The sequence below is a fragment of the Bradyrhizobium sp. cf659 genome (genome assembly GCF_900113725.1).
Lineage (GTDB): Bacteria > Pseudomonadota > Alphaproteobacteria > Rhizobiales > Xanthobacteraceae > Bradyrhizobium.
Genome location: NZ_FOQJ01000007.1, coordinates 36654 through 57906 on the forward strand (window position 1 = coordinate 36654; position 21253 = coordinate 57906).

A 21253-nucleotide genomic window follows, 5' to 3' on the forward strand; every position below is an offset into this window, starting at 1 on the left:
ATTGAGACCATCATGACGGGTATTCTCCCGCCAGTGCGCCGAACAGGATCACGGCAGCCGTCGAAGCAGCCCCGCCCCGCGCAAGCTGCTCGGCAAGCTCGACAATGGTGGTGCGGACCAGCCGCTCGTCGGGCCGGCCGAGGGATTCGGCGAACAGCGCGGGGGTGGTCGGCGCGAGGCCGTGCGCGATCAATTTTGCGGCAAGGGCCGGAAAGGTGCGGCGGCCCATATAGACCACGGTGGTCGCCTCCGGGTCGGCCAGCGCCGCCCAGTTCAGGTTTTGCGGCAGCTCGCCGGTGACGTCGGCTCCGGTCACGAACTGCACCCGGCGCGAGGTGTGGCGCCGGGTCAAGGGGATGCCGGCTTGCGCAGCGGCCACGCAGGCCGAGGTGACGCCGGGAACGATCTCGTAGCCGATGCCGGCTTCGCGCAGCGTTTCGAGCTCCTCCTCGAGCCGTCCAAAGATGCCGGCATCGCCGGACTTCAACCGCACCACGCGCGCGCCAGTCGCGGCATAGTCGACCAGCAGGCGGTTGACATGATGCTGCTTGGTCGAGGGCCGCCCGGCCCGCTTCCCGACCGCAACGAGATTGGCGCCGGGCCGGGCGAGATCAAGGATCGCGCCGGACGCGAGGTCATCATAAAGCACAACATCGGCCTCGCGCAGCCGGGCGGCACCCCTGAGCGTGAGAAGCTCGGGGTCGCCGGGACCGGCGGAGATGAAGGAGACAAAACCGTTCACCGGTCCTCCGCGATCAGATGGAAGAATGTGCCGGTGGCATTGCCCCGGCGCGAACCGGTCTCGGCGATGACCGCACCGGTCGCGTCGTGCACGACCGCGAGCGGCGTGTCGGGCTGGGCAAGAATGGTCGAATAGTGGAACTCATGGCCGCGCAGGCGTGCGCCGGCGCGATGTCCCGGCATCGGCGCGGCGAGTTCGGCGAGACGATAGCCCAGATGCATGCGGCGTTTGGCAAAGCTGGTCTCCAGGCCGAGCAGGCCCGCCATCTCATGGCAGACACCGTCGGCGTCGGTCAAAGCGGTTCCCAGCACCATATAGCCTCCGCATTCACCGTGCACCGGTCGCGTCTCGGCGAAGGCGCGCAAGCCGCTGCGAAAGCGCGCGTTGGCCGCGATCTTCCCGGCATGAAGCTCGGGATAGCCGCCGGGCAGCCAGCAGACATCGGCGCTCGCGTCGGGCGCTTCATCGGCAAGCGGCGAGAAGGTCGAGATGTCGGCGCCCGCCGCGCGCCAGGCTTCCAGCATATGCGGGTAGACGAAGGAGAACGCGGCATCGCGGGCAAGCGCAATGCGCTGCCCGGGCGGCGTCACGTTCAGGCCGTTCGCGGCGGGTTGCGGCGACCAGCCGGCTGCCGATCGCAATACCGCATCGAGATCGACATGCTCGGCGACGAAGCGCGCGGCCTCGTCGATCAGCTTGCCGATCTCGGCCTGCTCCTCGGCCTGCACCAGGCCGAGATGACGCTTCGGCAGGTTGATCTCGGCATGGCGCGGCAGCGCGCCGAACACGGCGATGCCGGCGTCGTCAAGCGCACGCCGTACGAGGTCTTCATGGCGCGGGCTGGCGACCCGGTTGAGCACGACGCCAGCAAGGCGCACGCCAGGGCGGTAATCGCGAAGGCCTGCAGCGATCGCCGCCGCCGTCTGCGCTTGTCCCGAAGGATCGATCACCAGCAGCACCGGCCAGCCCAGCATCTCCGCAATGTCGGCGGTGGCGCCGGTACCCGAGACGCCACGCGCGGCGACGCCGTCGAACAGGCCCATCGAGCCTTCTGCGAGGACAACGTCAGCGTCCGCGCCACGGCCGACGAGATGGCTGATCGTCGCGCGGTCCATCGCCCAGCTATCGACATTGACGGAGGCGCGGCCCGTAGCGGCAGCATGAAAGGCGGGATCGATATAGTCGGGCCCGCTCTTGAAGCACTGCACGTTCAATCCGCGATTGCGCCAGGCGCGCGCGAGCGCCAGCGTCAGCGTCGTCTTGCCGACACCGGAGGCAGGCGCGGAGATGACGAGCCCTGCCGGCATCAGGAGGCCTCCGGAAAGCGCGGCTCGGCGCCGACCGGCCGATAGCGGCGATCGTAATCAGCGGCATAGAGACGGCTCTCGTCGAAATCAGCCGAGCCCAATGTCTTGCCGACCAGAATGAGCGCGGTGCGCTCCATCTCGCCACCGACGGCCGCATCGAGCGTTGCAAGCGTGGCGCGGACGATGCGCTGGTCCGGCCAGCTCGCGCGCCAGACGATGGCGACGGGGCAATCCGCGCCGTAGTGAGGCATCAGCTCGGCAATCACCTGGTCGAGCAGATGGATCGAAAGGTGAATGGCAAGTACCGCGCCGGTCGCGGCGAAGGCGGCGAGCTTCTCGCCCTCGGGCATCGCGCTGGCGCGCCCCGGCGTGCGCGTCAGCACGACGGTCTGTGCGAGCCCCGGCAAAGTCAGCTCCGCTTCGAGCGCTGCTGCGGCGGCGGAGAAGGACGGAACGCCGGGCGTCACGGTGAAGGGAATGTCGAGCGCACGGAGACGGCGGAGCTGCTCGCCCATCGCCGACCAGATCGAGAGATCGCCGGAATGCAGGCGCGCGACGTCCTTGCCGTCGGCATGTGCGGCGGAAATCTCCGCGATGATCTCGTCGAGCGACAACGGCGCGGTGTTGACGATGCGCGCGCCCGGCGGGCAATGCGCCAGCACGCCCTCAGGCACCAGCGAGCCGGCATAGAGGCAGACCGGACAGGCCGCGATCAGGTCGCGCCCGCGCAACGTCAGCAGATCGGGAGCGCCCGGCCCGGCGCCGATGAAATGCACCGTCATGCGCCGTCTCCTTCCGCGATCGCGGCCGTCGCGGTGCGATCCTGCGAGACCGCCCGGGTCGCAATCAATCGCGCGCGAGGGCCGGCCGCAGCGAGCGCCGCGGCTTCGGCGACCGATCCCGTGCCGAATTTTTCCGTGATGAGTCTTGACTGCGTCGGCGTGTCGATGCCGGCAAGCACATCGGGCGGCACCGCCTTGATCGGCACACCGCATTCGCGCGCGAGCTGCTTCAGCGCCTCCGCGTCGGCCTTGTCACTGATAGTCGCGACCGCCGCAAGGCCTTCAGCGCCGCCCGCCGCCAGCAGCGCCTCACGCAACGAGGCCAGGGTGACATCCTGCCTGAATCCGAGCCCGGCGACCTTCATCGGACCGCACTCCACTGCACCACGGGACGCGCCGCCTCCCAGGATCGGTAGCGGCCGAGCGGGCCGGCATGGGCGATCTCGACCCGCATCAGTTCGCCGCCGTGGCGCTGGTGCAGTTCGCCAAGCAGCGCTTCCGTCTCCAGCGTCACGGAATGTGCGACCAGCCGCGCCCCCGGCGCGAGCCGCGACCAGATGGCATCGAACATCGCGCTATCGAGACCACCGCCAATGAAGACGGCATCCGGTGCGTCCAGCCCAGCAAGAGCTTCAGGCGCACTGCCTGTGACAACAGCGATCCGATGCGCCAATCCGAACGCCGACGCATTGCTGCGGATATTCGCGGCGCGATCCTCGCGCATCTCGATCGCGGTCGCTGTCCCGCCGCAGAGCGCCCACTCGACCGAGATCGACCCCGAACCGGCGCCGACATCCCACAACCGTTCGCCCGGGCGCGGTGCCAGCGCCGAAATCGCGAGCGCACGTACCGGCCGCTTGGTGATCTGGCCGTCATGGGCAAAGAGATCGTCTGAAAGTCCTGCGCTGCGAGGAATGCCCTGAGCTCCCCTCGCTTCCACGGCCACCGCGACCAGGTTTGCGGCGAGATCGCCGGCAAATCCATCGGCACGATATTCCGCAATGCTTTCGCGCGGTCCGCCCAGCGCGGTGAGACTCCAGAATGCCGAGGCGCCCCATCCGCGCTCGCTCAGCCACTTTGCGAGGTGTCCCGCGGCCTTGCCATCTCGTACGAGGCAAATGATGCGCGCGCCAGGCGCAAGGTGCGGCACGAGGCGCTCGAAGGGCGCAGCATGCAGACCGAGACAGGCAACGACTTCGAGGCGCCAGCCGAGCCGCGCCGCGGCAAGCGAGAATGTCGACGGCGCAGAATGTGCGACCCACTCCACCGCCTCGAGCTTCTCGGCAAGGCTTGCGCCGGCGCCGTGCCAGAACGGATCGCCGGAGGCGAGCACCACCGTCGGCCGGCCACGGCGGCCGAGCACGACCTCCGCATCGAACGGCACCGGCCACGGGTGGCCGCGCCCGGTCACACCCGCAAGCGCGAGGTGACGCTCGCCGCCGAAGACGGTTTCGGCTTCACGCAGCGCCTTTCGGCTTGCCTCGGACAGCCCGGCAAGGCCATCTTCGCCGATACCGATGATGGTCAGCCAGGGATCAGCCATGACACGCGCCCTCATTCTGGGCGGAACGAGCGATGCAAGCCAGCTCGCGGCGGAGATCGCGCGCGCCGGGCTTGATGCCGTCTATTCCTATGGCGGCCGCACCCGTGCGCCGGCTGAGCAGCCGCTGCCGACCCGCATCGGCGGCTTCGGTGGCGTGAGCGGGCTCACCGATTACATGCGCCGCGAAGGCATCACGCATGTGATCGACGCGACGCATCCCTTTGCCGCCGAGATGAGCCGCAATGCCGTCGCGGCGTGCGCGGAAGCGGGCACGCCGTTGATCGCGCTCGAGCGCACTCCCTGGGCCAAGGCGCCCGGTGACAACTGGATCGATGTCGCCGACGTCAATGCAGCGGTCGCCGCTTTGCCCGACTTGCCGGCAAAAGTGTTCCTCGCCATCGGCCGCCAGCACATCGCGCCGTTCGCGACCAAGCCGCAACACGCCTACACGCTGCGCTTCGTCGATCCGCCCGAAGCGCCGCTGCCCTTCCCGGCTGACGTGATCGTGTCGCGCGGACCGTTCACGCTTGATGGCGAGCTGAACATGCTGCGCACGCGCGGCATCATGTCGATCGTCGCCCGCAATTCCGGCGGCGATGGCGCGCGCGCCAAGATCGACGCGGCCCGCACGCTCGGACTGCCCGTGATCATGATCGCGCGGCCCGAATTGCCCGGGCGCCAGCGGGTCGAGAGCGTGGCCGAGATCATGCAGTGGCTCGGTCATCGCACCTGCCTCGGCGCATAGACCCAACGGCCGACACGGCGCGTCTGCGAGTTGCCGACGATCACCAGCGTGCGCATGTCGGCCATCTCGGGCCGCGCCGCGTTGAGCGTGACGGTCTCGATCTTCTCGTCGGATGCGCTGATCGCGCGCGCAAAGATCACGAGCCGCTCGCCGCAGCCGGCGTCCCTCAGCACCGCGAGCGCGCGGCCAAATCCTTCCGGCCGGCTGGCCGAACGCGGATTGTATAGCGCGATGGCAAAATCGGCTTCCGCAGCCAGCCGCAGCCGCTTCTCGATCACTGCCCATGGCTTGAGATTGTCGGAGAGATTGATCGCGCAGAAATCATGGCCGAGCGGCGCGCCGGCACGCGCGGCCGCCGCCAGCATCGCAGTGATGCCGGGCAGCACGCGGATCGGGAGTTCGCGATATTGCGGCGCCAGTTCGAGCGCCTCGAACACGGCCGACGCCATGGCAAACACACCCGGGTCGCCGGAGGACACGACCACGACTTGCCCGCCTTCGGCCGCCATACGCAACGCCTCGCTCGCTCGCGCGAGCTCTTCGCGGTTGTCGGATGGATGCAGCGTGAGCCCCGGTCGCGGCGGCACGCGCGCGACATAGGGCGCGTAGCCCAGAATATCCGTGGCGGAGGCCAGCGCGGCGGAGACCTCGGGCGTCACCAGCGCGTCACTGCCCGGCCCGAGGCCCGCGATGGTCAGCGTGCCCGTCATTCGGCGGCGTCCAGATGCCGGCCCTTGCCGTGCACGAGCACGATCGCGAAATAGGGGCAGTCGGCGACGTCGATCCCGGCGAGCCGCGCGACGCGCTCGCCCGGCATCGTGCCGCGCTCGACCAGCCAGGCATCGTCCAGTCGGCCGGCGGCCGCAAGCGCGCGGCGCACCTTTGCAAGATTGCGGCCGGTCTTCATGATGACCAGCGCATCGGAGTCCCGCATGCGGCGCTCGAGCTCGTCCTCCGCGAGCGTGCCCATCAATACCGTCGTCACGTCATCGCCGAGCGCGATCGGCTGTCCCACGGCATTCCAGCAGCCGACCATGCCGGGAATGCCGGCGATCACCTCGATCTCGACGCGTCCCTGCAGGCGCGTGTGCAGATGCATGAAGGAGCCGTAGAAATAGGGATCGCCTTCGCAGAGCACGACCACGTCGACCGCGCGCGCCAGCCGCGCCAGGCGCTCGGCCCATTCGTCGTAGAAGCCCGCAAGCAGTTGGACATATTCCGCGCTGTCGAAAGCGATCTCGGTCGTGACAGGGTATTCCATGGGATATTCGGTGACGCCGCCGGCGAGCATGCCCTCGACGATACGGCGCGCCTGGCCCGGCCGGCCCTTCTTGCGGAAATAGGCCACGTGCTGTGCGCCGCGCACGGTGCGATCGGCGCGCACGCTCATCATATCGGGATCGCCAGGGCCGAGACCGCAGCAGATGATGCGTCCCATTCTATTCGCTCCAGCTCGCCAGCGCATTCACGGCCGCAACGGTGATCGCGGAGCCGCCGAGACGGCCCTCGACCGTCAGCGCCGGCACCGGCGGATCGGCCATCAGCGCGGCCTTGGATTCTGCCGCGCCGACGAAGCCGACGGGGCAGCCGATGATCGCCGCCGGCCGCGGGCAGTCGCGGTCCTCCAGCATGTTGAGGAGATGAAACAGCGCGGTCGGCGCGTTGCCGATCGCGACGATCGCGCCACCCAGATGCGGCCGCCACAGCTCAAGCGCCGCGGCCGAACGCGTGTTGCGCATGGATTTCGCCAGCGCCGGGACGGCAGCATCGCCCAGCGTGCAGACGACGGCATTGGCCGCGGGAAGTCTCGCGCGCGTAATTCCCTCGGAGACCATGCGCGCATCGCACAGGATCGGCGCCCCCTTCTGCAACGCTGCACGCGCGGCGGTCGCCATGCCTGATGTGAAGCGGATATGCGCTTCCAGGCCCACCATGCCGGCGGCATGGATCATCCGCACGACGACCTGTTCCTCATCGGGCGTAAAGCGGGCAAGATCCGCCTCGGACCGGATGGTCGCAAAGGATTGCCGGTAGATCGCCGCGCCGTCGGTCTCGTAGACATGCGGCATCAGTGCCCTCCCATCAGGATGGAGGGATTGCCGACGATGTCGTCGCGGTTCAAGCCGCGCAGGATGGGTTCGTCGCGCGTCGACCCGCCGCGCACGAGATCGAAGCCGGCACCGGTCGCGACCAGCGTGATCGCGGCCGCACCGGAATGAGCGCAGCCCTTGGCGCAGCCGGAGACGTGAAGCCGTGCGGCCGCGCCGATGTTCGGGGCGAGCGCTGCCGCCAGCGCGCGGGTATCGGCATGCGCCTCGCGGCAGCGCGGCGCGCCGCTGCAGGCGATGACGCGCAGCGCCGGATCATAGGCCTCGGTAATGAGACCGGCCGTGGACGGCATCGTCCGCTTGCCTTCGCTCAGAACCATCCGCCACGGCGTCATGCGCAGCGCATGTCCACAGCCGGCGAACTGGCTGAGCGTCGCATGCTGCATTTGCCCGAAGGCGACACCGACCATCGCGCCCTGCGGATAAAGGCCGGGACGCGCCGCAGCCATGATCGGGCCCGGTTCGGCCTCGCCGCGCAACGCCTCAGGCAGGGACGCGCCAGCAGCAAGATGCGTCGCCATCCGCCCTCGCCCGCCGCTGGCACCGCCTGATGTCACGAACCAATTTGCGAGTGCGAGCGCAGCGGTCACAGCCTCGCCGCGTCCAACGGAACGGCCGAGGCTGGCGCCATTGGCCCGCACCAGCAGTCCGCCGGCGCGATCGCGCTCGATCCGCACATCCGCGGAATCGCCGGCGAGCACGCGCGACGTGCCGTCATCGATGGCAAAGCCGAATTTCGTCGGAAGCGCGAGCGCGCTGTTCTCGAGCGCCTCTTCGAGCTCACCAGCGAGCGCCTGGGTCTCGTCGCCCGCGCGCCAGAACGGCGTCACCAGAATGTTGCGCCGAGATTCGGTGTCGGCGTCGGGATCGAGCAGCGCCAGTTGCGAAAGACCGTCGAGCAGCAGCCGGTGACTGCTTTCGCTGACGCCTCTGATCTGGAGATTGGCGCGGCTGGTGACATCGATCAGGCCGTTGCCATGGCGTTCGGCCAGACGCGCCAGTCCGGAGATCTGCGCCGCATCGAGACGGCCGCCGAACGGGCGCACGCGGACCACGAGCCCGTCGCCCGATTGCATCGGCCGCAGCGCGCCGGGGCACCAGCCCTTGACCATGGCCGCACTCATGACGCCTCCCGCAACGCCGCCGCGATCGAATTGCGACGCGTTCGCCAGAGTGAAGCCTCATGCAGACGGGTGAAGCACGTCTCCATCGCGGCAAGCGCCGCAGGATTTTCGCGGGCCATGAAGGCGCGGACGTCATCGTTGCCGAGCGTCGCGGCATAATAGAGATCGAACAGATGCGGCGGCACGCCGTCCGCCAGATGGGCGAAGGCGGCCATGTGCTCGAGTGTCGCGGTGATCTCGGCGGCGCCGCGAAAACCATGGCGCATCATGCCGGCGATCCAGGCCGGATTGGCCGCGCGCGCGCGAACCACGCGTGAGATTTCCTCGGTCAGCGTGCGCGCATGCGGCTGGTCGGGACGCGTCGCGTCGAGATGATAGAGTGACGGCGCAACTGCGCCGAGATGTGACGCGGCCGCGGCAACGCCGGCTTCATGCGCGGCATAGTCGGCGGCGAGCAGAAGATCAGTCTCCGGCAAGTCCTGGACATGAACGAAAGCATCGGCCGACGCGAGCCGCTGTTCGATGCCGGCGCGATCGGGCTTGATCGCGCCGTCGGCGGAGAACGCCCAGGACGATGCCGACAGCCAGGCTTCGCCGGCCGCATCGCGCGTCTCAGGCGTGAAGGCATCAGGAATCGCGGAGAGGCCGACGCCGTATTGCCCGGGGCGCGGCGCGAACACACGGGACGTACGGTGGCGGTACGGATTCTCGTCGCCCTCCTCCTCGCGCGCGGCGAGCGCCTCGGCCGCAGCTTCGAACAATTGCGCAAGGCCGGAGAAGACATCGCGGAACAGGCCCGACACCCGCAGCGTGACGTCGATGCGGGGGCGACCGAGCTCGGCCGGCGCGATGATGTCATAGCCGGTCACACGGCCGGAGGCGTGATCCCAGCGCGGCGCAAGCCCCGCCAGATGCAGCGCCATCGCGAATTCCTCGCCGGCGGTACGCATCGTCGCCGAGCCCCAGAGATCGACCACGAGGCCCTTCGGCCAGTCACCGTGATCCTGCAAGTGGCGGCGAAGCAGCTCTTCCGCGAGCTTGATGCCTTGCGCATGCGCCGACGGTGTCGGCACGGCGCGCGGATCGACAGCGAAGAGATTGCGTCCCGTCGGCAGCACATCCTGGCGCCCGCGATAGGGCGAGCCTGACGGCCCCGGTGCAATGCGCTTCCCCGCAAGCGCGGCACGCAGCGCGTCCCGCTCCGCTTCGCCGCAGGCGCCGCGGCCGAACACGTGCAGGCCGTCGCCGAACTGGCTTTCCTTGAGATCGCAGACAAAGCGATCGATCCGCGGGATCGCCTCGGCTGGTGCTGCCGATGCATCGAGACCGAGGTCGTCCTCCAGTCCTGCCGCGCGCGCTTCCTCGCGGATCGCGGCGATCAGACGCTGGCGGCGGGCGGGATCGAGACCATCGGCTGTCGAATATTCGTCGAGGAGCTGCTCAAGCCGGCGCAAGCCGTCCGGCACGGCCGAGCTTGCCAGCGGCGGCGGCAGATGGCCGATGGTGACGGCGCCGATGCGCCGCTTGGCCTGTGCGGCCTCGCCGGGATCATTGACGATGAAGGGATAGATGACAGGCAGATCGCCGATCAGGGCTTCCGGCCAGCAGCTCGATGACAGCGCCACGGATTTTCCGGGCAGCCATTCCAGTGTGCCATGCGCGCCCATGTGCACGACAGCATCAACGGCCTGCTCGCGGAGCCAGAGATAGAACGCGACATAGGCATGGCGTGGCGTGCGGGCGAGATCGTGATAGTCGGCGTCGCGCGTGGTTGCATCGCCGCGTTCGGGCTGAACCGCGATGATCGACTTGCCGCACTGGATCGCGGCGAAGTGGAATGCGCCGTCGCGGCAGCTCGGATCGCTCTCAGGCGTGCCCCAGGCCTGCGCGAGATCATCCTGCAAGGGTTGCGGAAGGCACGAGAGCGCCGCGCGATAATCGGCGACGCTCCAGGTGAGTTGCTGTCTCAGCAGCGTCTCGCCGAGCGCATGAACCGGTGCGACACAGAAGCCAGTCTCCGCGAGATCTGACACCAAGGCCTCGACCGAGGCCAACGCGTCGAGCCCCACCGCGTGCGCGATCTGGTGCGGGCGGCCCGGATAGTTCGACAGCACGATCGCCAGCCGCTTCTCACCGGCCGGCTTCACCGCAAGATTCTGCCAAGCCGCGACACGCGCGGCAACGGCCTTCACGCATTGCTCGTCAGCCCGATGCGCAAGGTGCGAAAACTGCAAATCAGGATCACGTTCCGCAGCCGACTTAAAACTCACCACGCCCGCGAACAGGCGGCCGTCGACCTCGGGCAGCACCACATGCATCGCAAGATCGCCGGGCGACAGGCCGCGCAGCGATTCCGCCCAATCTTCGCGACGCGCCGTGGAGAGCGCGACCTGGAACACGGGACACGATGCAGCATCGAACGGTGTCGTGCCGTCATCGCCGACCGCGGAGAACGCGGTCGCATTGACGATGGCGGCCGGAGGATCTTGCGCAAGGTGCGCCCGCAGCCAGTCCGCAACGCCCGCGGCCTTCAGCGAGGTGACGAACAGGCCATACGCGTCAAACCCCTTCTCGCGCAGCGTGGCAATCAGCGCGTCGACCGGGCCGGTGTCCGCGGCGGTGAGGTACGAGCGATAAAACGTCACCAGCGCGCGCGGCTTCCCCTCGCCGTCCGGCATCGCCGCGATGACGCCGCGCGCGGGATCGTAAAAGCCCATCTCGGGCACGGCCATCTCGCCGACGACCGGACCGGCATAGAGTCCCGAAGCCAGCGCAAGCTGCGCGATCGCCGCTTGCGCCGCGACCGGACCACCGGTGTCGCAGAGCACCTTCAACCGGCGCAGCGTCGAGACCGGCAGGGTTGAGTATGCATCGAGCCGTGTGTCGTCGCGGCCATCGGCCGGCAGCACGGCCAGCACGATACCGCGCGCCTTCGCGAGCTGCTGGAGAGCCGCGAGGCCGTAGGGCCAATAGGACTCACCGCCGATCAGGCGGACCAGAATGCCGCGTGCCTGGGCCAGCGTACGCTCGATGTAGATGTCGACCGAAAGCGGATGACGCAGCTCCGCGAGATTGGCGAGCCGCAGCGACGGCAGGCTGTCGCGGCCTCGGCGCCAGCCGGCCGCAAACGCGGCGAGATCGGAGTCCGAGTACGAGAGCACCACGAGATCGGCCGGATCCTGGCCGATGTCCCTTGGCGTCGCGGTCTCTTCCAGACCGCGGCTCTCGCGGAAGACGACGTGCATCAGATGCCAGATCCTGAAAGACCAAGTCCCGCTCTTATCGCGGCCTCGTCGATATCGCCGTGCTCGCCGATCACGACGAGCTTTGACTGCCGCGCGACCGCCCCCCAGGGCTTGTCGAACTGGTGACGCACGCGCTCGCCGACGGCCTGGAGCAGCAGGCGCATCGGCTTGCCCGCGACCGCGATGTAACCCTTGACGCGCAGCACGTTCTGCTCGCGCGACAGGCGCTGAACCGAGGCGACCAGTGTGTCGATATCCGCCACCTCCGGAAGGTCGATCACGACGGAGGCAAAGTCGTCGTGTTCATGCTCCTCTTCGCCGTCGTGATGCGACGGGCGCGCGGCGAGATCATTCTCGGCGGCGGCACCGAGGCCGAGGATGACGCGGGCGTCGATCGCACCGTCAGTGATGGGGAGCATCGGCACGCGGCGCGGCATCTCGGCGGTGATGGCAGCCTTGGCCGCTTCGATCCCTGCAGCTCCCGCAAGATCGGCCTTGGTGAGCAGCACGATGTCGGCGCAGGCGATCTGGTCCTCGAACACTTCCGACAGCGGCGTCTCGTGATCGATATTTTCGTCCGCCGCACGCTGCGCTTCCACTGCAGCCGGATCCGGCGCAAAGCGGCCGGCGGCGACCGCCTCGGCGTCGGCCAGCGCGATCACGCCGTCCACCGTGATGCGCGAACGGATCTCCGGCCAGTCGAACGCCTTGAGCAAAGGCTTGGGCAGCGCGAGGCCCGAGGTCTCGATCAGGATATGATCGGGTCTTACGGGCCGTGCCAGCAACAGCTCCATGGTTGGGATGAAATCGTCGGCAACGGTGCAGCAGATGCAGCCATTGGCGAGCTCGACGATGTTTTCCTCCGGGCAATTGGCGTCGGCGCACGACTTCAGGATCTGGCCGTCGACGCCCTCGCTGCCGAACTCGTTGACGAGCACCGCGAGCTTCTTGCCGTTGGGGTTGGCGAGCAGATGCTGGATCAGTGTCGTCTTGCCGGAGCCGAGAAAGCCGGTCACCACCGTGACCGGGATTTTTGCGAGCGAATTCATTCGGCGGCCTCCGGCACGACGGCAATGGGGGGAATGCGGGCAAGCGACTGCTTGCGGAAGATCTCGGGACGGCTGCGCCAGGGCACGAGGCCGTCGGGCGCGGCCGCATAGGCCGCGGCGCCCGCGACCACGTCGCGCGCGTTGGCATCCGACAGGCGGCCATAGACATAGGACCAGCGGCCGGGCGCGCTCAGCGCGACCGAGCAGCCCTGGCTACATGCCGACAGGCATTCGACGGGAACCACATTGACACCATCGGGCACGCCGGCGTCGACGATCGCACCGTGAAGGCGCTTGCCCGGCGTGACTTCTCCCTCGCCCGGCGTCTCGCCGGCACGGCAGGTAATGCAGACGTGAAGTGTGACGGTCATCGCCTCTTCCAGAATAAACAGCGGGAGGCGAAGAGGCCCACGAACCGATCTTGCGAGGGTCCGTTTCCCCGTCGCGGAACACCCCGTCCGCCGGTCCAAAAATCGTCCGCGCTGGCAGGTCTCCCGGCTTGCGGAGCAGGGTTTTGCCCTTCGATCCCCGCCTTCCCGATCCCGTCAGGGGTCAGTGGCTTCGGGCATCTCTCCGGTCACGGTCGCGGGGGCGGCTGCATTTTGGACCCAAATCTTGCCGATTCGGACCCTATCGCATTCCCTCTTCGCCTGTCATAGGACAGGAACCAACGCCGGGCCACCATTTGCCCCCGGCCGCCTCTTGTCAAGCCGAAGGACCAGGTACGATGACGCCTGAACCGGATACCCAAACGGGCGAGGAAACCGACGCCCGCCACGCCCAGAAAATGGCGAAGAAGAAGGCCGCCCGCGACAAGATCATGGCGACCAAGAGCGGCGAAAAGGGCCTCATCATCGTCCATACCGGCGCCGGCAAGGGAAAGTCGTCCTCGGCCTTCGGCATGATCGTGCGCTGCGTCGCCCATGGCTTCCCCTGCGCGGTCGTGCAGTTCATCAAGGGCGCCTGGGACACCGGCGAACGGCGCCTGCTCACCGGCCATTTCGGCGATCTCTGCCAGTTCCATGCGATGGGCGAAGGTTTCACCTGGGAGACGCAGGACCGCGCCCGCGACATCGCCGCCGCACGCGCTGGCTGGGAGAAGGCGAAGGAGCTGATCCTCGATCCCAGCCTGCGCATGGTCGTGCTGGACGAGATCAACATCGCGCTGCGCTACGACTATCTCGATATTGCTGAGGTCGTCGAATTCCTCAGCACGCAAAAGCCTGCGATGACGCATGTCGTGCTCACCGGGCGCAATGCCAAGGACGAGCTGATCGAGATCGCCGACCTCGTCACCGAGATGACGCTGGTGAAGCATCCGTTCCGCTCCGGCATCAAGGCGCAGGCCGGCGTCGAGTTCTGAAGACACACGCGATGGCGCGCGCATTGATGATCCAGGGGGCCGGCTCGGACGTGGGCAAGTCGCTCATCGTCGCCGGTCTTGCGCGCGCCTTCACGCGGCGCGGCCTGCGCGTGCTTCCCTTCAAGCCGCAGAACATGTCGAACAACGCGGCCGTGACCGTCGATGGCGGCGAGATCGGCCGCGCACAAGCACTGCAAGCCCTCGCCGCCGGCGTCGAGCCACACACCGACATGAATCCGGTACTGCTGAAGCCGGAGACCGATGTCGGCGCGCAGGTCATCGTGCATGGCAAGCGCATCGCAACTGCGCGTGCGCGTGACTATGCGGCGATGAAGCCACAGCTGATGGGCTCCGTGCTGGAGAGCTTCGAGCGGCTGAAGGCGCGGGCCAATCTCGTGCTGGTCGAAGGCGCCGGCAGTCCCGCCGAGGTGAACCTGCGCAAGGCCGACATCGCCAATATGGGCTTTGCCCGAAAGGCTGATGTGCCGGTTGTGCTGGTCGGCGACATCGACCGCGGCGGCGTCATCGCCCAGCTCGTCGGCATCAAGACAGTGATCGACCCCGACGATGCCGCGATGATCCAGGGTTTTGTCATCAACAAGTTTCGCGGCGATCCCACGCTGTTCGATGACGGCTACAAGCTGATCGAGCAGAAGACGTCCTGGCGCGGCTTTGGCGTGCTGCCCTGGTTTGCGCGCGCCGGCGAGCTGCCGGCCGAGGACGCGCTGGGCCTCAGCGACGCGCGAAAGCCGGGCCAATGCAAGATCGCCTGTCTCGCGTTGTCACGGATCGCCAATTTCGACGATCTCGATCCGCTCAAGCTCGAACCCGGCGTCGATCTCGTGATGGTGCGCCAGGGTGAAGCGATCCCCGGCGACGTGCGTCTCGTCATCGTCCCCGGCTCCAAATCGACCCGCGGCGACCTCGCTTTCCTGCGCGCGCAGGGCTGGGACATTGATCTCCTGGCGCATTATCGCCGCGGCGGCCACATCCTCGGCCTCTGCGGCGGCTATCAGATGCTCGGACGCAGTGTCGCCGACCCTGACGGCATCGAAGGCCCTGCCGGCGACACGCCGGGCCTCGGACTCCTGAATGTCGAGACGGTGATGAGCCCGCAGAAGACGCTGACGCGTGTTGCGGCCGTGCACGCCGCCACGGACCAGCCGATCGAGGCTTACGAGATCCACATCGGCCGCACCGACGGGCCCGATCGCGCGCGGCCGTTCGCGACATTGAACGGCGAGCCGGAAGGCGCGATCTCCAGCGATAGCCGTGTGCAGGGCAGCTACTTGCACGGCCTGTTCACGTCGGATGATTTCCGCAAGGCGTACTTGGCCAAGCTCGACATTCCCGCAGGCGACGAGCCTTATCATGCCAGGGTCGAGAGCGCGCTTGATGCGCTCGCCGACCACATCGAAAAGCATCTCGACGTCGAAGGCCTGCTTTCGCTAGCGCGCTAGGACCTCGGCAAGGCGCGTCCATTCGGCTTCGCTGCCGGGAAGTCCGAGCCGCAGCCATGTCGGCTTTTGCGTGAAGGCGCGCGACCAGATCTGGCCACGCGCCATCTTCTCCTGCGCGGCCAGCGCATCAGGCGTTTCGTAAAGACGAAACAGCGGCGTGCCGCCGACGAGCGTCCAGCCTTTTACGTGCGCCATGTCGTCGAGACGGGCACAGTCGCGCACAAGCCGCGCTGAGGTGGATTTCGCCCAGGCATCGTCGCGCAATGCGCGGCAGCCGATCGCGATCGCCGCCCCCGAGACCGGCCATGGCCCCGACATCGCGGCGATCCCTGCGATGTCGGCCGCGCCACCGATCGCAAACCCAAGCCGCAGGCCAGCCAGACCATAAAACTTCCCAAAGGACCGCAGGATCAGCAGCCCCGTTCGATCCGCTTCCGGCGCAAGCGACAGCTGCGGAACGGCATCGGCAAAGCTCTCGTCGATGACGAGACGGCCGACGCGCGGCAGCAATGCCAGCAAGTCCTTCGGCGTATGGCACCGGCCATCGGGGTTGTTGGGATTGACGACGATAGCGAGGTCCGCGTCCGCCAGCGCGTCAAGATCCGCGACCTCCTGGACGTCCCAGCCCGCAGCCGACAGGACCCCGGAATATTCGTTGTAGGTCGGCGCAAGGATGCGGGCGTGGCCGCGCGGCCCAAGTTGCGGCAGCAATTGAATGGCGGCTTGCGCCCCGCCCATCGCAACGAGCGCCGCGTTGGTGCGGTAAGCGTGCTGCGCCGCCTGATGCAGGGCGTCGATCTCGGCACGCGACGGCAGCGCGCTCCACGCGCGCATGCTGACCTCGCCCGCCGGATAAGGCAGCCGGTTGATCCCCGTCGACAGATCGATCCAGTCCTCGGCATGTCCGCCGAAACGCTGCTGGGCCAGATCGAGATTTCCACCGTGCTCACGCATGTCCTGTTCTTTCACGCGAAGCCGAGGATCGCAAGGAGGCCTGCGAGCAGCAGCATGGCGCGGCGGTAGACGGTCAACCCTTGCGTGATATCGGCGGCGAGCGGATCGCGCGCGCCTTCGTTGAGCCAGGGCTCGTTGGTGATGCTGCCGTGGTAGATCCGGGGACCGCTGAGCCGCACGCCGAGCGCGCCGGCCATCGCCGCTTCCGGCCAGCCGGCATTGGGCGAGCGGTGCCGGCGCGCATCGCGCGTCATGCACGACAATGCCTCCGTCCGGCGCGGCGCCAGCAGCACGAACAGAAACCCGGTCAGGCGCGCCGGAATGAAGTTGGCGACATCGTCGATCCGCGCCGCCGCCCAGCCAAAGGCTTCGTGTCGCTCGCTGCGATGGCCGATCATGGAGTCCAGCGTGTTGATGGCCTTGTAGCCGAAGATGCCGGGCAGGCCGAACAGCGCGCCCCAGAACACCGGCGCCACGATGCCGTCGGAGGCGTTTTCGGCGAGGCTCTCGATCGCCGCGCGCGCGATGCCGGCTTCATCGAGCGTCGCGGGATCGCGGCCGACGATGCGCGAGACTGCCGCGCGTGCGCCGGCGATGTCGCCGGCCTGCAAGGGGCCTGCGACGGCGGCCACGTGATCATCGAGCGAGCGTAGCGCAACCAGCGGCCACGCCAGGATGCCGACCAGCACGAATTGGATCCAGCCCAGCGCGAGCACGGACTGAAGGACCCAGCCGATAGCGGCAGAGACTGCAATCACCACGAGCGCGCCGGCAACGCCCGCAGCGCGGCGGAACGCCGGCGGATCTGACGGCCGATTCCAGGCGGTGTCGACCCTCGTAATCAGCCGGCCGAGCCAGGTCACGGGATGGCCGATCCGCGCGAACAGCGGCGCCGGCCAGCCCAACAGGGCATCCACCGCCATCGCCACCGCCATCGCACCCGCAAAGCCCACGCAAATCTCCCGTCTCGCTCCGCCCCTGTTGCGCAAAGCCCCGGCCGAGCGCAAGCCCCTGCCCGCCTGATTTCGGCTTTGTCTTTGGCCCCGTTTGGTGATTAGTGCTGGCCGGCAGGAGACTTTTATGGCCGTCATCTTGATCACGGGCGGAGCGCGATCGGGCAAGAGCCGGCGGGCGGAGACGCGCACGCAGGCCTTTCCCGGGCGGCCCGTTTACATTGCCACGGCCGAGGCGCTCGACGCCGAAATGGAGGATCGCATCGCAAAGCATCGCGCGCGACGCGGAGCCGACTGGATCGAGCGCGAGGTTCCGCTCGACCTGGTGCAGGCTTTGGTCGAAACCGAGGGCGGCGGCGCGAGACTGGTCGATTGCCTGACGCTCTGGCTGTCCAACCTGCTGCATTCCGAGCGCGACTGGTCGCGCGAGGTGACGCACCTCGCTGAGGTTCTCCCTCGCTTGCGGAGTCCGGTCATCATGGTCACCAACGAGGTCGGCCTCGGCATCGTGCCCGACAACGCGCTGGCGCGCGCCTACCGCGATGCTGCCGGGATCATGAACCAGACATTCGCCGGCGTTGCCGACGAAGTCGAGTTCGTGGTCGCCGGGCTGCCGATGAAGCTGAAATGATGCCGGGCGCCGAGACAATCCGGGATGTCATCGCCGATCTCAGGATCGCGGCGTCGTTTGTCACGCTGCTGCCGGTCGGATCGTCAAAGCCTGCGGCCGACGGCGCCATCGCGCGCGCGACCTGGGCGCTGCCGGTCGCCGGCTTGCTGGTCGGACTTGCAGGCGCTTTGGTCTACAAGATCTCCAGCCGGCTCGGACTGACGCCGAACCTTGCCGCCCTGCTCGCACTGGCCACGACCGCGCTCATCACCGGCGCGCTGCACGAGGACGGCCTCGCCGATACCGCCGACGGGCTCGGCGGCGGCCGAACGCGCGAGCGCAAGCTGGAGATCATGCGCGACAGCCGGATCGGAACCTATGGCATCTGCGCGCTGATCCTGTCGTTCGGCCTGCGCTGGAGCGCGCTCGCAACGATCGCCAATCCGTGGCTGGTGACGCTGGCGCTGTGCGCTGCGCATTGCGCAGCCCGCGCGGGCGTGCCGGCCTTCATGTCGCTGGTACCGCCGGCGCGGCCTGACGGTCTGTCGGCAAGCGCCGGAGCGCCGCCGGGCCGCAGCGTCGCCATCGCCTTTGCCGTTGGAACTCTCGCGCTGACCCTCGCACTTGGACCGGGCAAGGCCCTCGTCGGCCTGATCCTGCTGTCGCTCGCCGGCCTGATCCTGGCACGGCTTGCCATCCGCCAGATCGGCGGGCAGACCGGCGACATCCTCGGCGCCTTCGAGCAGACCGGCGAGATCGTGATCCTGCTCGTTGCCGCGGCTTTCCAGATGGGACACTGACCCCATGGTCGAGTTCGACGACACCTTCCGCCGACATCTGCGCGAGCTGTTCGTGTGGCGCCGTGACGTACGCCGCTTTCGCACCGATCCGCTGCCGGACGGCGCCGTGGAACGCCTGGTCGAAACCGCCTGCCTCTCGCCCTCGGTCGGCCTGAGCCAGCCCTGGCGCTTCGTCACCGTCGACGATGCCGCACGGCGCCGCAACGTGATCGATGACTTCAGGGCGTGCAACGCCGATGCGCTCGCTTGCTACTCCGGCGAGCGCGCGGCGCGCTATGCGACGCTGAAACTGTCGGGCCTCGAACAGGCCCCTGGCCACCTCGCCGTGTTCGCGGACAAGACCAGCGACATCGGGCACGGCCTCGGCCGCGCGACCATGCCGGAGACGACGGAATATTCCGTGGTTGCCGCGATCACCGCGATGTGGCTCGCCGCGCGCGCCGAGGGCATCGGGCTCGGCTGGGTGTCGATCCTGCATCCGGATCGCATCCACACCATTCTCGACGTGCCTGATACCTGGAAATTCATCGCCTATCTCTGCATCGGCTATCCCGAGACCGAATGCGACCAGCCCGAGCTGGAGCAGGCGAAGTGGGAGCACCGGCGCGGCGCGGAGGAATTCACGCTGCGGCGCTGACAAACGCGCCCTCCTCCGTCATTGCGAGCGCAGCGAAGCAATCCAGAATTCTGCCGCGGAGGTAGTCTGGATTGCTTCGTCGCAAGAGCTCCTCGCAATGACGACGGAGAGAAGCGGCGCAGCCTCCCGCTACGACTTGCTCTTGCCGGCAACCGCCGCCACAGGCGCAGCGCTTTCCTGCTTCTGGAACATCAACAGCGGCCGGAAGATGACGCGGCCATAGGCCTCATAATGGTTCTGGGTCGAGACCGCCATCTTCAGCGGCGTCGCATAATTTGCCTCGAACGTCATGAATGGCGCGTAGGTCCAGGAGAAACCGACGCCGACCGAGCCGAGTTCAGTGACGCCGGGGAATGTCGAATACACCGCGCCCCAGTCGGTGAAGATGTAGGTGTCAAAGCCCTTGAGCCATTGCGACCAGTTGTAGTGCAGCTCGGCGTTGAAATAATAGCCGCTGTCGCCGGACGCCGAGTTGGAGGGATAACCGCGCACGGTGGTCGGACCGCCGATCGAGAAGATCTGGTCGCCCGGCAGCAGCTTCTCCTGCGTGTACTGCCAGCTCGCAAGCACGTTGGCGCTGAAATTCGCCGGTCCCGCCGCGCTGGTCGCGATCAACGAGCCGGTATAGGTGTTGAACGTGCGGTTGTTGCCGAGCACGTGGTCCTGCCATTCGATGTAGTTCACCGCCGGCGAGACCGTGATCGAATAGCTGTTGCCGGAATTGGTCACCGAGACGCCGGCCGTGGACTTGTCGTAATGATCGTCGGTGACGGCGACCGTCGTGAAGCGGCTCACCGTCTTGCCCTCGGTCACCGCGGCGTTGAGCAGCACCAGCCAGTCCTGCGTCACCCAGACCGGCTGGCTGAAATTGACGGCGGCCTGGCTGGAGCGTCCGGTGACGTCAAGCGCGACGAACGGTCCCTGGATGATCTTGATCTTGCCTTCGGTATAGCTGACGCCGACGCGGCCGCCCCAGGGATTGACCGGGATGCTGTAGGCGGCGTTGCCGTTGAGATTGCCGTCGGAGCGGACGCCGTAGAAGGTCAGGCGGTCGTCGACGCCGAACAGGCCGTGGCGCTTGTAGAACGTGCCGCCTTCCCAGCGGCCGGTGTTCTCCACGCCCTGGTTGTCGACGAACAGCTGCCAGGTGTCGACCGGCGGTTCGATCACCGCGAACTGGAGGTCGGTCAGGCCGAAGCTCGTGCCGGGCTGGAGCAGCGCCTTGATCTGCACATCGTTGGTGCGGTTGAACCAGATCACGTCGCGATTGAGCTTGGGAACGTCGAGGACCTCGCCTTCGGGCTCCGCGACGCGCTGCAGGATGTAGTCGGTACGGGTCTGCTTGTTGCCCTCGACGGTCGTCTTCTGAAGCCGCCCCTCGGTCAGCTTGATGCGGACGACCCCGCCCTTGGCATCCTGATCCGGCAGCGTCGCGATACCCGTGACGATGCCGCGAGCGGTGTAGATGGCGTTGATGTCGGCGACGAGCTGCAACAGCGCGGCGATGTCGACATTCTTGCCGACATACTTCTTGGCGATCTCATCCAGCTCCGCCGGCGTGATGAATTTGGAGGAGTCGAACTCGACCTTGCGCAGGCGGAATTTCGGTCCGCCCGGCTTCAGGAGCTGGGACTTTTCCCGCTCGCCGCCGATCACCGCCGGCCCGCCCAGCTTCGGCGGCGCGCTCTGCTGTTCGAGCTGCCGCCGCTGACGGTCGACGTCGTTCTGGATCACGCCAGGATTGATCGAGGGCACCTGCGCGCGTGCGGACGCGATGCAGGACGCTGCAAGCCCGAGCCCAATTGCTGCCCCCAGAACGCGCATTCCGAAT

21 protein-coding genes and 1 riboswitch are annotated in these 21253 nt (G+C 67.7%); of the genes, 6 read left to right on the forward strand and 15 right to left on the reverse strand.

Features of this window, described 5'->3' with window-relative positions:
* Positions 1-10: 10 nt before the first annotated feature.
* The 5 genes from cobA to cbiT are packed head-to-tail and all read right to left on the reverse strand — an operon-like array spanning position 11 to position 4374.
* A complete protein-coding gene (gene cobA / locus BM118_RS25990; RefSeq protein WP_092188671.1) occupies positions 11-742 on the reverse strand; it encodes a uroporphyrinogen-III C-methyltransferase in 732 nt (243 codons plus the stop codon).
* The gene (locus BM118_RS25995; protein ID WP_092188673.1) at positions 739-2049 is read right to left on the reverse strand and encodes a cobyrinate a,c-diamide synthase; all 1311 of its coding nucleotides are present in this window, start codon (positions 2047-2049) and stop codon (positions 739-741) included. The genes cobA and BM118_RS25995 overlap by 4 nt, the downstream gene beginning before the upstream one ends.
* On the reverse strand, positions 2049-2831 hold the full coding sequence (gene cobM / locus BM118_RS26000; RefSeq protein WP_092188675.1) for a precorrin-4 C(11)-methyltransferase: 783 nt from the start codon (positions 2829-2831) through the stop codon (positions 2049-2051). Before cobM ends, BM118_RS25995 begins: the two co-directional genes overlap by 1 nt.
* A complete protein-coding gene (locus tag BM118_RS26005; protein ID WP_177234694.1) occupies positions 2828-3196 on the reverse strand; it encodes a cobalamin biosynthesis protein in 369 nt (122 codons plus the stop codon). Before BM118_RS26005 ends, cobM begins: the two co-directional genes overlap by 4 nt.
* Positions 3193-4374, reverse strand: a complete 1182-nt coding sequence (gene cbiT, locus BM118_RS26010) for a precorrin-6Y C5,15-methyltransferase (decarboxylating) subunit CbiT (RefSeq protein WP_092188679.1) — start codon at positions 4372-4374, stop codon at positions 3193-3195. The genes BM118_RS26005 and cbiT overlap by 4 nt, the downstream gene beginning before the upstream one ends.
* Between cbiT and BM118_RS26015 the strand changes: the two genes are divergently transcribed.
* On the forward strand, positions 4373-5119 hold the full coding sequence (locus tag BM118_RS26015; protein WP_092188681.1) for a cobalt-precorrin-6A reductase: 747 nt from the start codon (positions 4373-4375) through the stop codon (positions 5117-5119). The genes cbiT and BM118_RS26015 overlap by 2 nt on opposite strands.
* On the opposite strand, the gene cobJ is transcribed toward BM118_RS26015, so the two are convergent.
* Genes cobJ through BM118_RS26050 form a run of 7 tightly spaced genes read right to left on the reverse strand, consistent with a single transcriptional unit; the run spans position 5095 to position 13016 of the window.
* A complete protein-coding gene (cobJ, locus tag BM118_RS26020; RefSeq protein ID WP_092188683.1) occupies positions 5095-5829 on the reverse strand; it encodes a precorrin-3B C(17)-methyltransferase in 735 nt (244 codons plus the stop codon). The genes BM118_RS26015 and cobJ overlap by 25 nt on opposite strands.
* Positions 5826-6557 carry a precorrin-2 C(20)-methyltransferase gene (locus BM118_RS26025; RefSeq protein ID WP_092188685.1) on the reverse strand — a complete coding sequence of 244 codons (732 nt, stop codon included), beginning with the start codon at positions 6555-6557 and terminating at the stop codon, positions 5826-5828. Before BM118_RS26025 ends, cobJ begins: the two co-directional genes overlap by 4 nt.
* A 1-nt stretch (position 6558) precedes the next feature.
* The gene (locus BM118_RS26030) at positions 6559-7188 is read right to left on the reverse strand and encodes a precorrin-8X methylmutase (RefSeq protein WP_092188687.1); all 630 of its coding nucleotides are present in this window, start codon (positions 7186-7188) and stop codon (positions 6559-6561) included.
* Positions 7188-8351 carry a precorrin-3B synthase gene (gene cobG / locus BM118_RS26035; protein ID WP_092188690.1) on the reverse strand — a complete coding sequence of 388 codons (1164 nt, stop codon included), beginning with the start codon at positions 8349-8351 and terminating at the stop codon, positions 7188-7190. Before cobG ends, BM118_RS26030 begins: the two co-directional genes overlap by 1 nt.
* Complete coding sequence (gene cobN, locus BM118_RS26040; RefSeq protein WP_092188692.1) at positions 8348-11596, reverse strand: cobaltochelatase subunit CobN; 3249 nt, start codon at positions 11594-11596, stop codon at positions 8348-8350. Before cobN ends, cobG begins: the two co-directional genes overlap by 4 nt.
* Complete coding sequence (gene cobW / locus BM118_RS26045) at positions 11596-12645, reverse strand: cobalamin biosynthesis protein CobW (protein WP_092188694.1); 1050 nt, start codon at positions 12643-12645, stop codon at positions 11596-11598. The genes cobN and cobW overlap by 1 nt, the downstream gene beginning before the upstream one ends.
* Complete coding sequence (locus BM118_RS26050) at positions 12642-13016, reverse strand: DUF1636 family protein (protein ID WP_092188696.1); 375 nt, start codon at positions 13014-13016, stop codon at positions 12642-12644. The genes cobW and BM118_RS26050 overlap by 4 nt, the downstream gene beginning before the upstream one ends.
* A 96-nt stretch (positions 13017-13112) precedes the next feature.
* Positions 13113-13332, reverse strand: a riboswitch (cobalamin riboswitch).
* A gap of 40 nt (positions 13333-13372) precedes the next feature.
* Here BM118_RS26050 and cobO point away from each other — a divergent pair.
* Positions 13373-14008, forward strand: a complete 636-nt coding sequence (gene cobO, locus BM118_RS26055) for a cob(I)yrinic acid a,c-diamide adenosyltransferase (protein ID WP_092188698.1) — start codon at positions 13373-13375, stop codon at positions 14006-14008.
* An 11-nt stretch (positions 14009-14019) separates the two neighbouring features.
* Positions 14020-15468 carry a cobyric acid synthase gene (locus BM118_RS26060; RefSeq protein WP_092188700.1) on the forward strand — a complete coding sequence of 483 codons (1449 nt, stop codon included), beginning with the start codon at positions 14020-14022 and terminating at the stop codon, positions 15466-15468.
* On the opposite strand, the gene cobD is transcribed toward BM118_RS26060, so the two are convergent.
* Together cobD and cbiB are read right to left on the reverse strand one after the other, a co-directional pair.
* Positions 15457-16422, reverse strand: coding sequence for a threonine-phosphate decarboxylase CobD (cobD, locus tag BM118_RS26065; RefSeq protein ID WP_177234695.1), 966 nt, complete (start codon positions 16420-16422; stop codon positions 15457-15459). The two genes, BM118_RS26060 and cobD, sit on opposite strands and share 12 nt — an antisense overlap.
* Before the next feature lie 11 nt (positions 16423-16433).
* Positions 16434-17375 (reverse strand): adenosylcobinamide-phosphate synthase CbiB, encoded by a 942-nt coding sequence (cbiB, locus tag BM118_RS26070; protein WP_177234696.1) that lies wholly within the window; start codon positions 17373-17375, stop codon positions 16434-16436.
* A gap of 127 nt (positions 17376-17502) precedes the next feature.
* Between cbiB and cobU the strand changes: the two genes are divergently transcribed.
* From cobU to bluB, 3 genes are read left to right on the forward strand one after another with little or no spacing between them, the layout of a single operon-like run.
* Complete coding sequence (cobU, locus tag BM118_RS26075) at positions 17503-18006, forward strand: bifunctional adenosylcobinamide kinase/adenosylcobinamide-phosphate guanylyltransferase (protein ID WP_027549028.1); 504 nt, start codon at positions 17503-17505, stop codon at positions 18004-18006.
* Positions 18003-18785: an adenosylcobinamide-GDP ribazoletransferase gene (gene cobS, locus BM118_RS26080; protein ID WP_092188706.1), complete on the forward strand. Its 783-nt coding sequence runs from the start codon at positions 18003-18005 to the stop codon at positions 18783-18785. The genes cobU and cobS overlap by 4 nt, the downstream gene beginning before the upstream one ends.
* A gap of 4 nt (positions 18786-18789) precedes the next feature.
* Positions 18790-19422 carry a 5,6-dimethylbenzimidazole synthase gene (gene bluB / locus BM118_RS26085; protein WP_092188708.1) on the forward strand — a complete coding sequence of 211 codons (633 nt, stop codon included), beginning with the start codon at positions 18790-18792 and terminating at the stop codon, positions 19420-19422.
* A gap of 129 nt (positions 19423-19551) precedes the next feature.
* On the opposite strand, the gene BM118_RS26090 is transcribed toward bluB, so the two are convergent.
* Positions 19552-21246 carry a ShlB/FhaC/HecB family hemolysin secretion/activation protein gene (locus tag BM118_RS26090; protein ID WP_092188710.1) on the reverse strand — a complete coding sequence of 565 codons (1695 nt, stop codon included), beginning with the start codon at positions 21244-21246 and terminating at the stop codon, positions 19552-19554.
* Positions 21247-21253 lie beyond the last annotated feature (7 nt).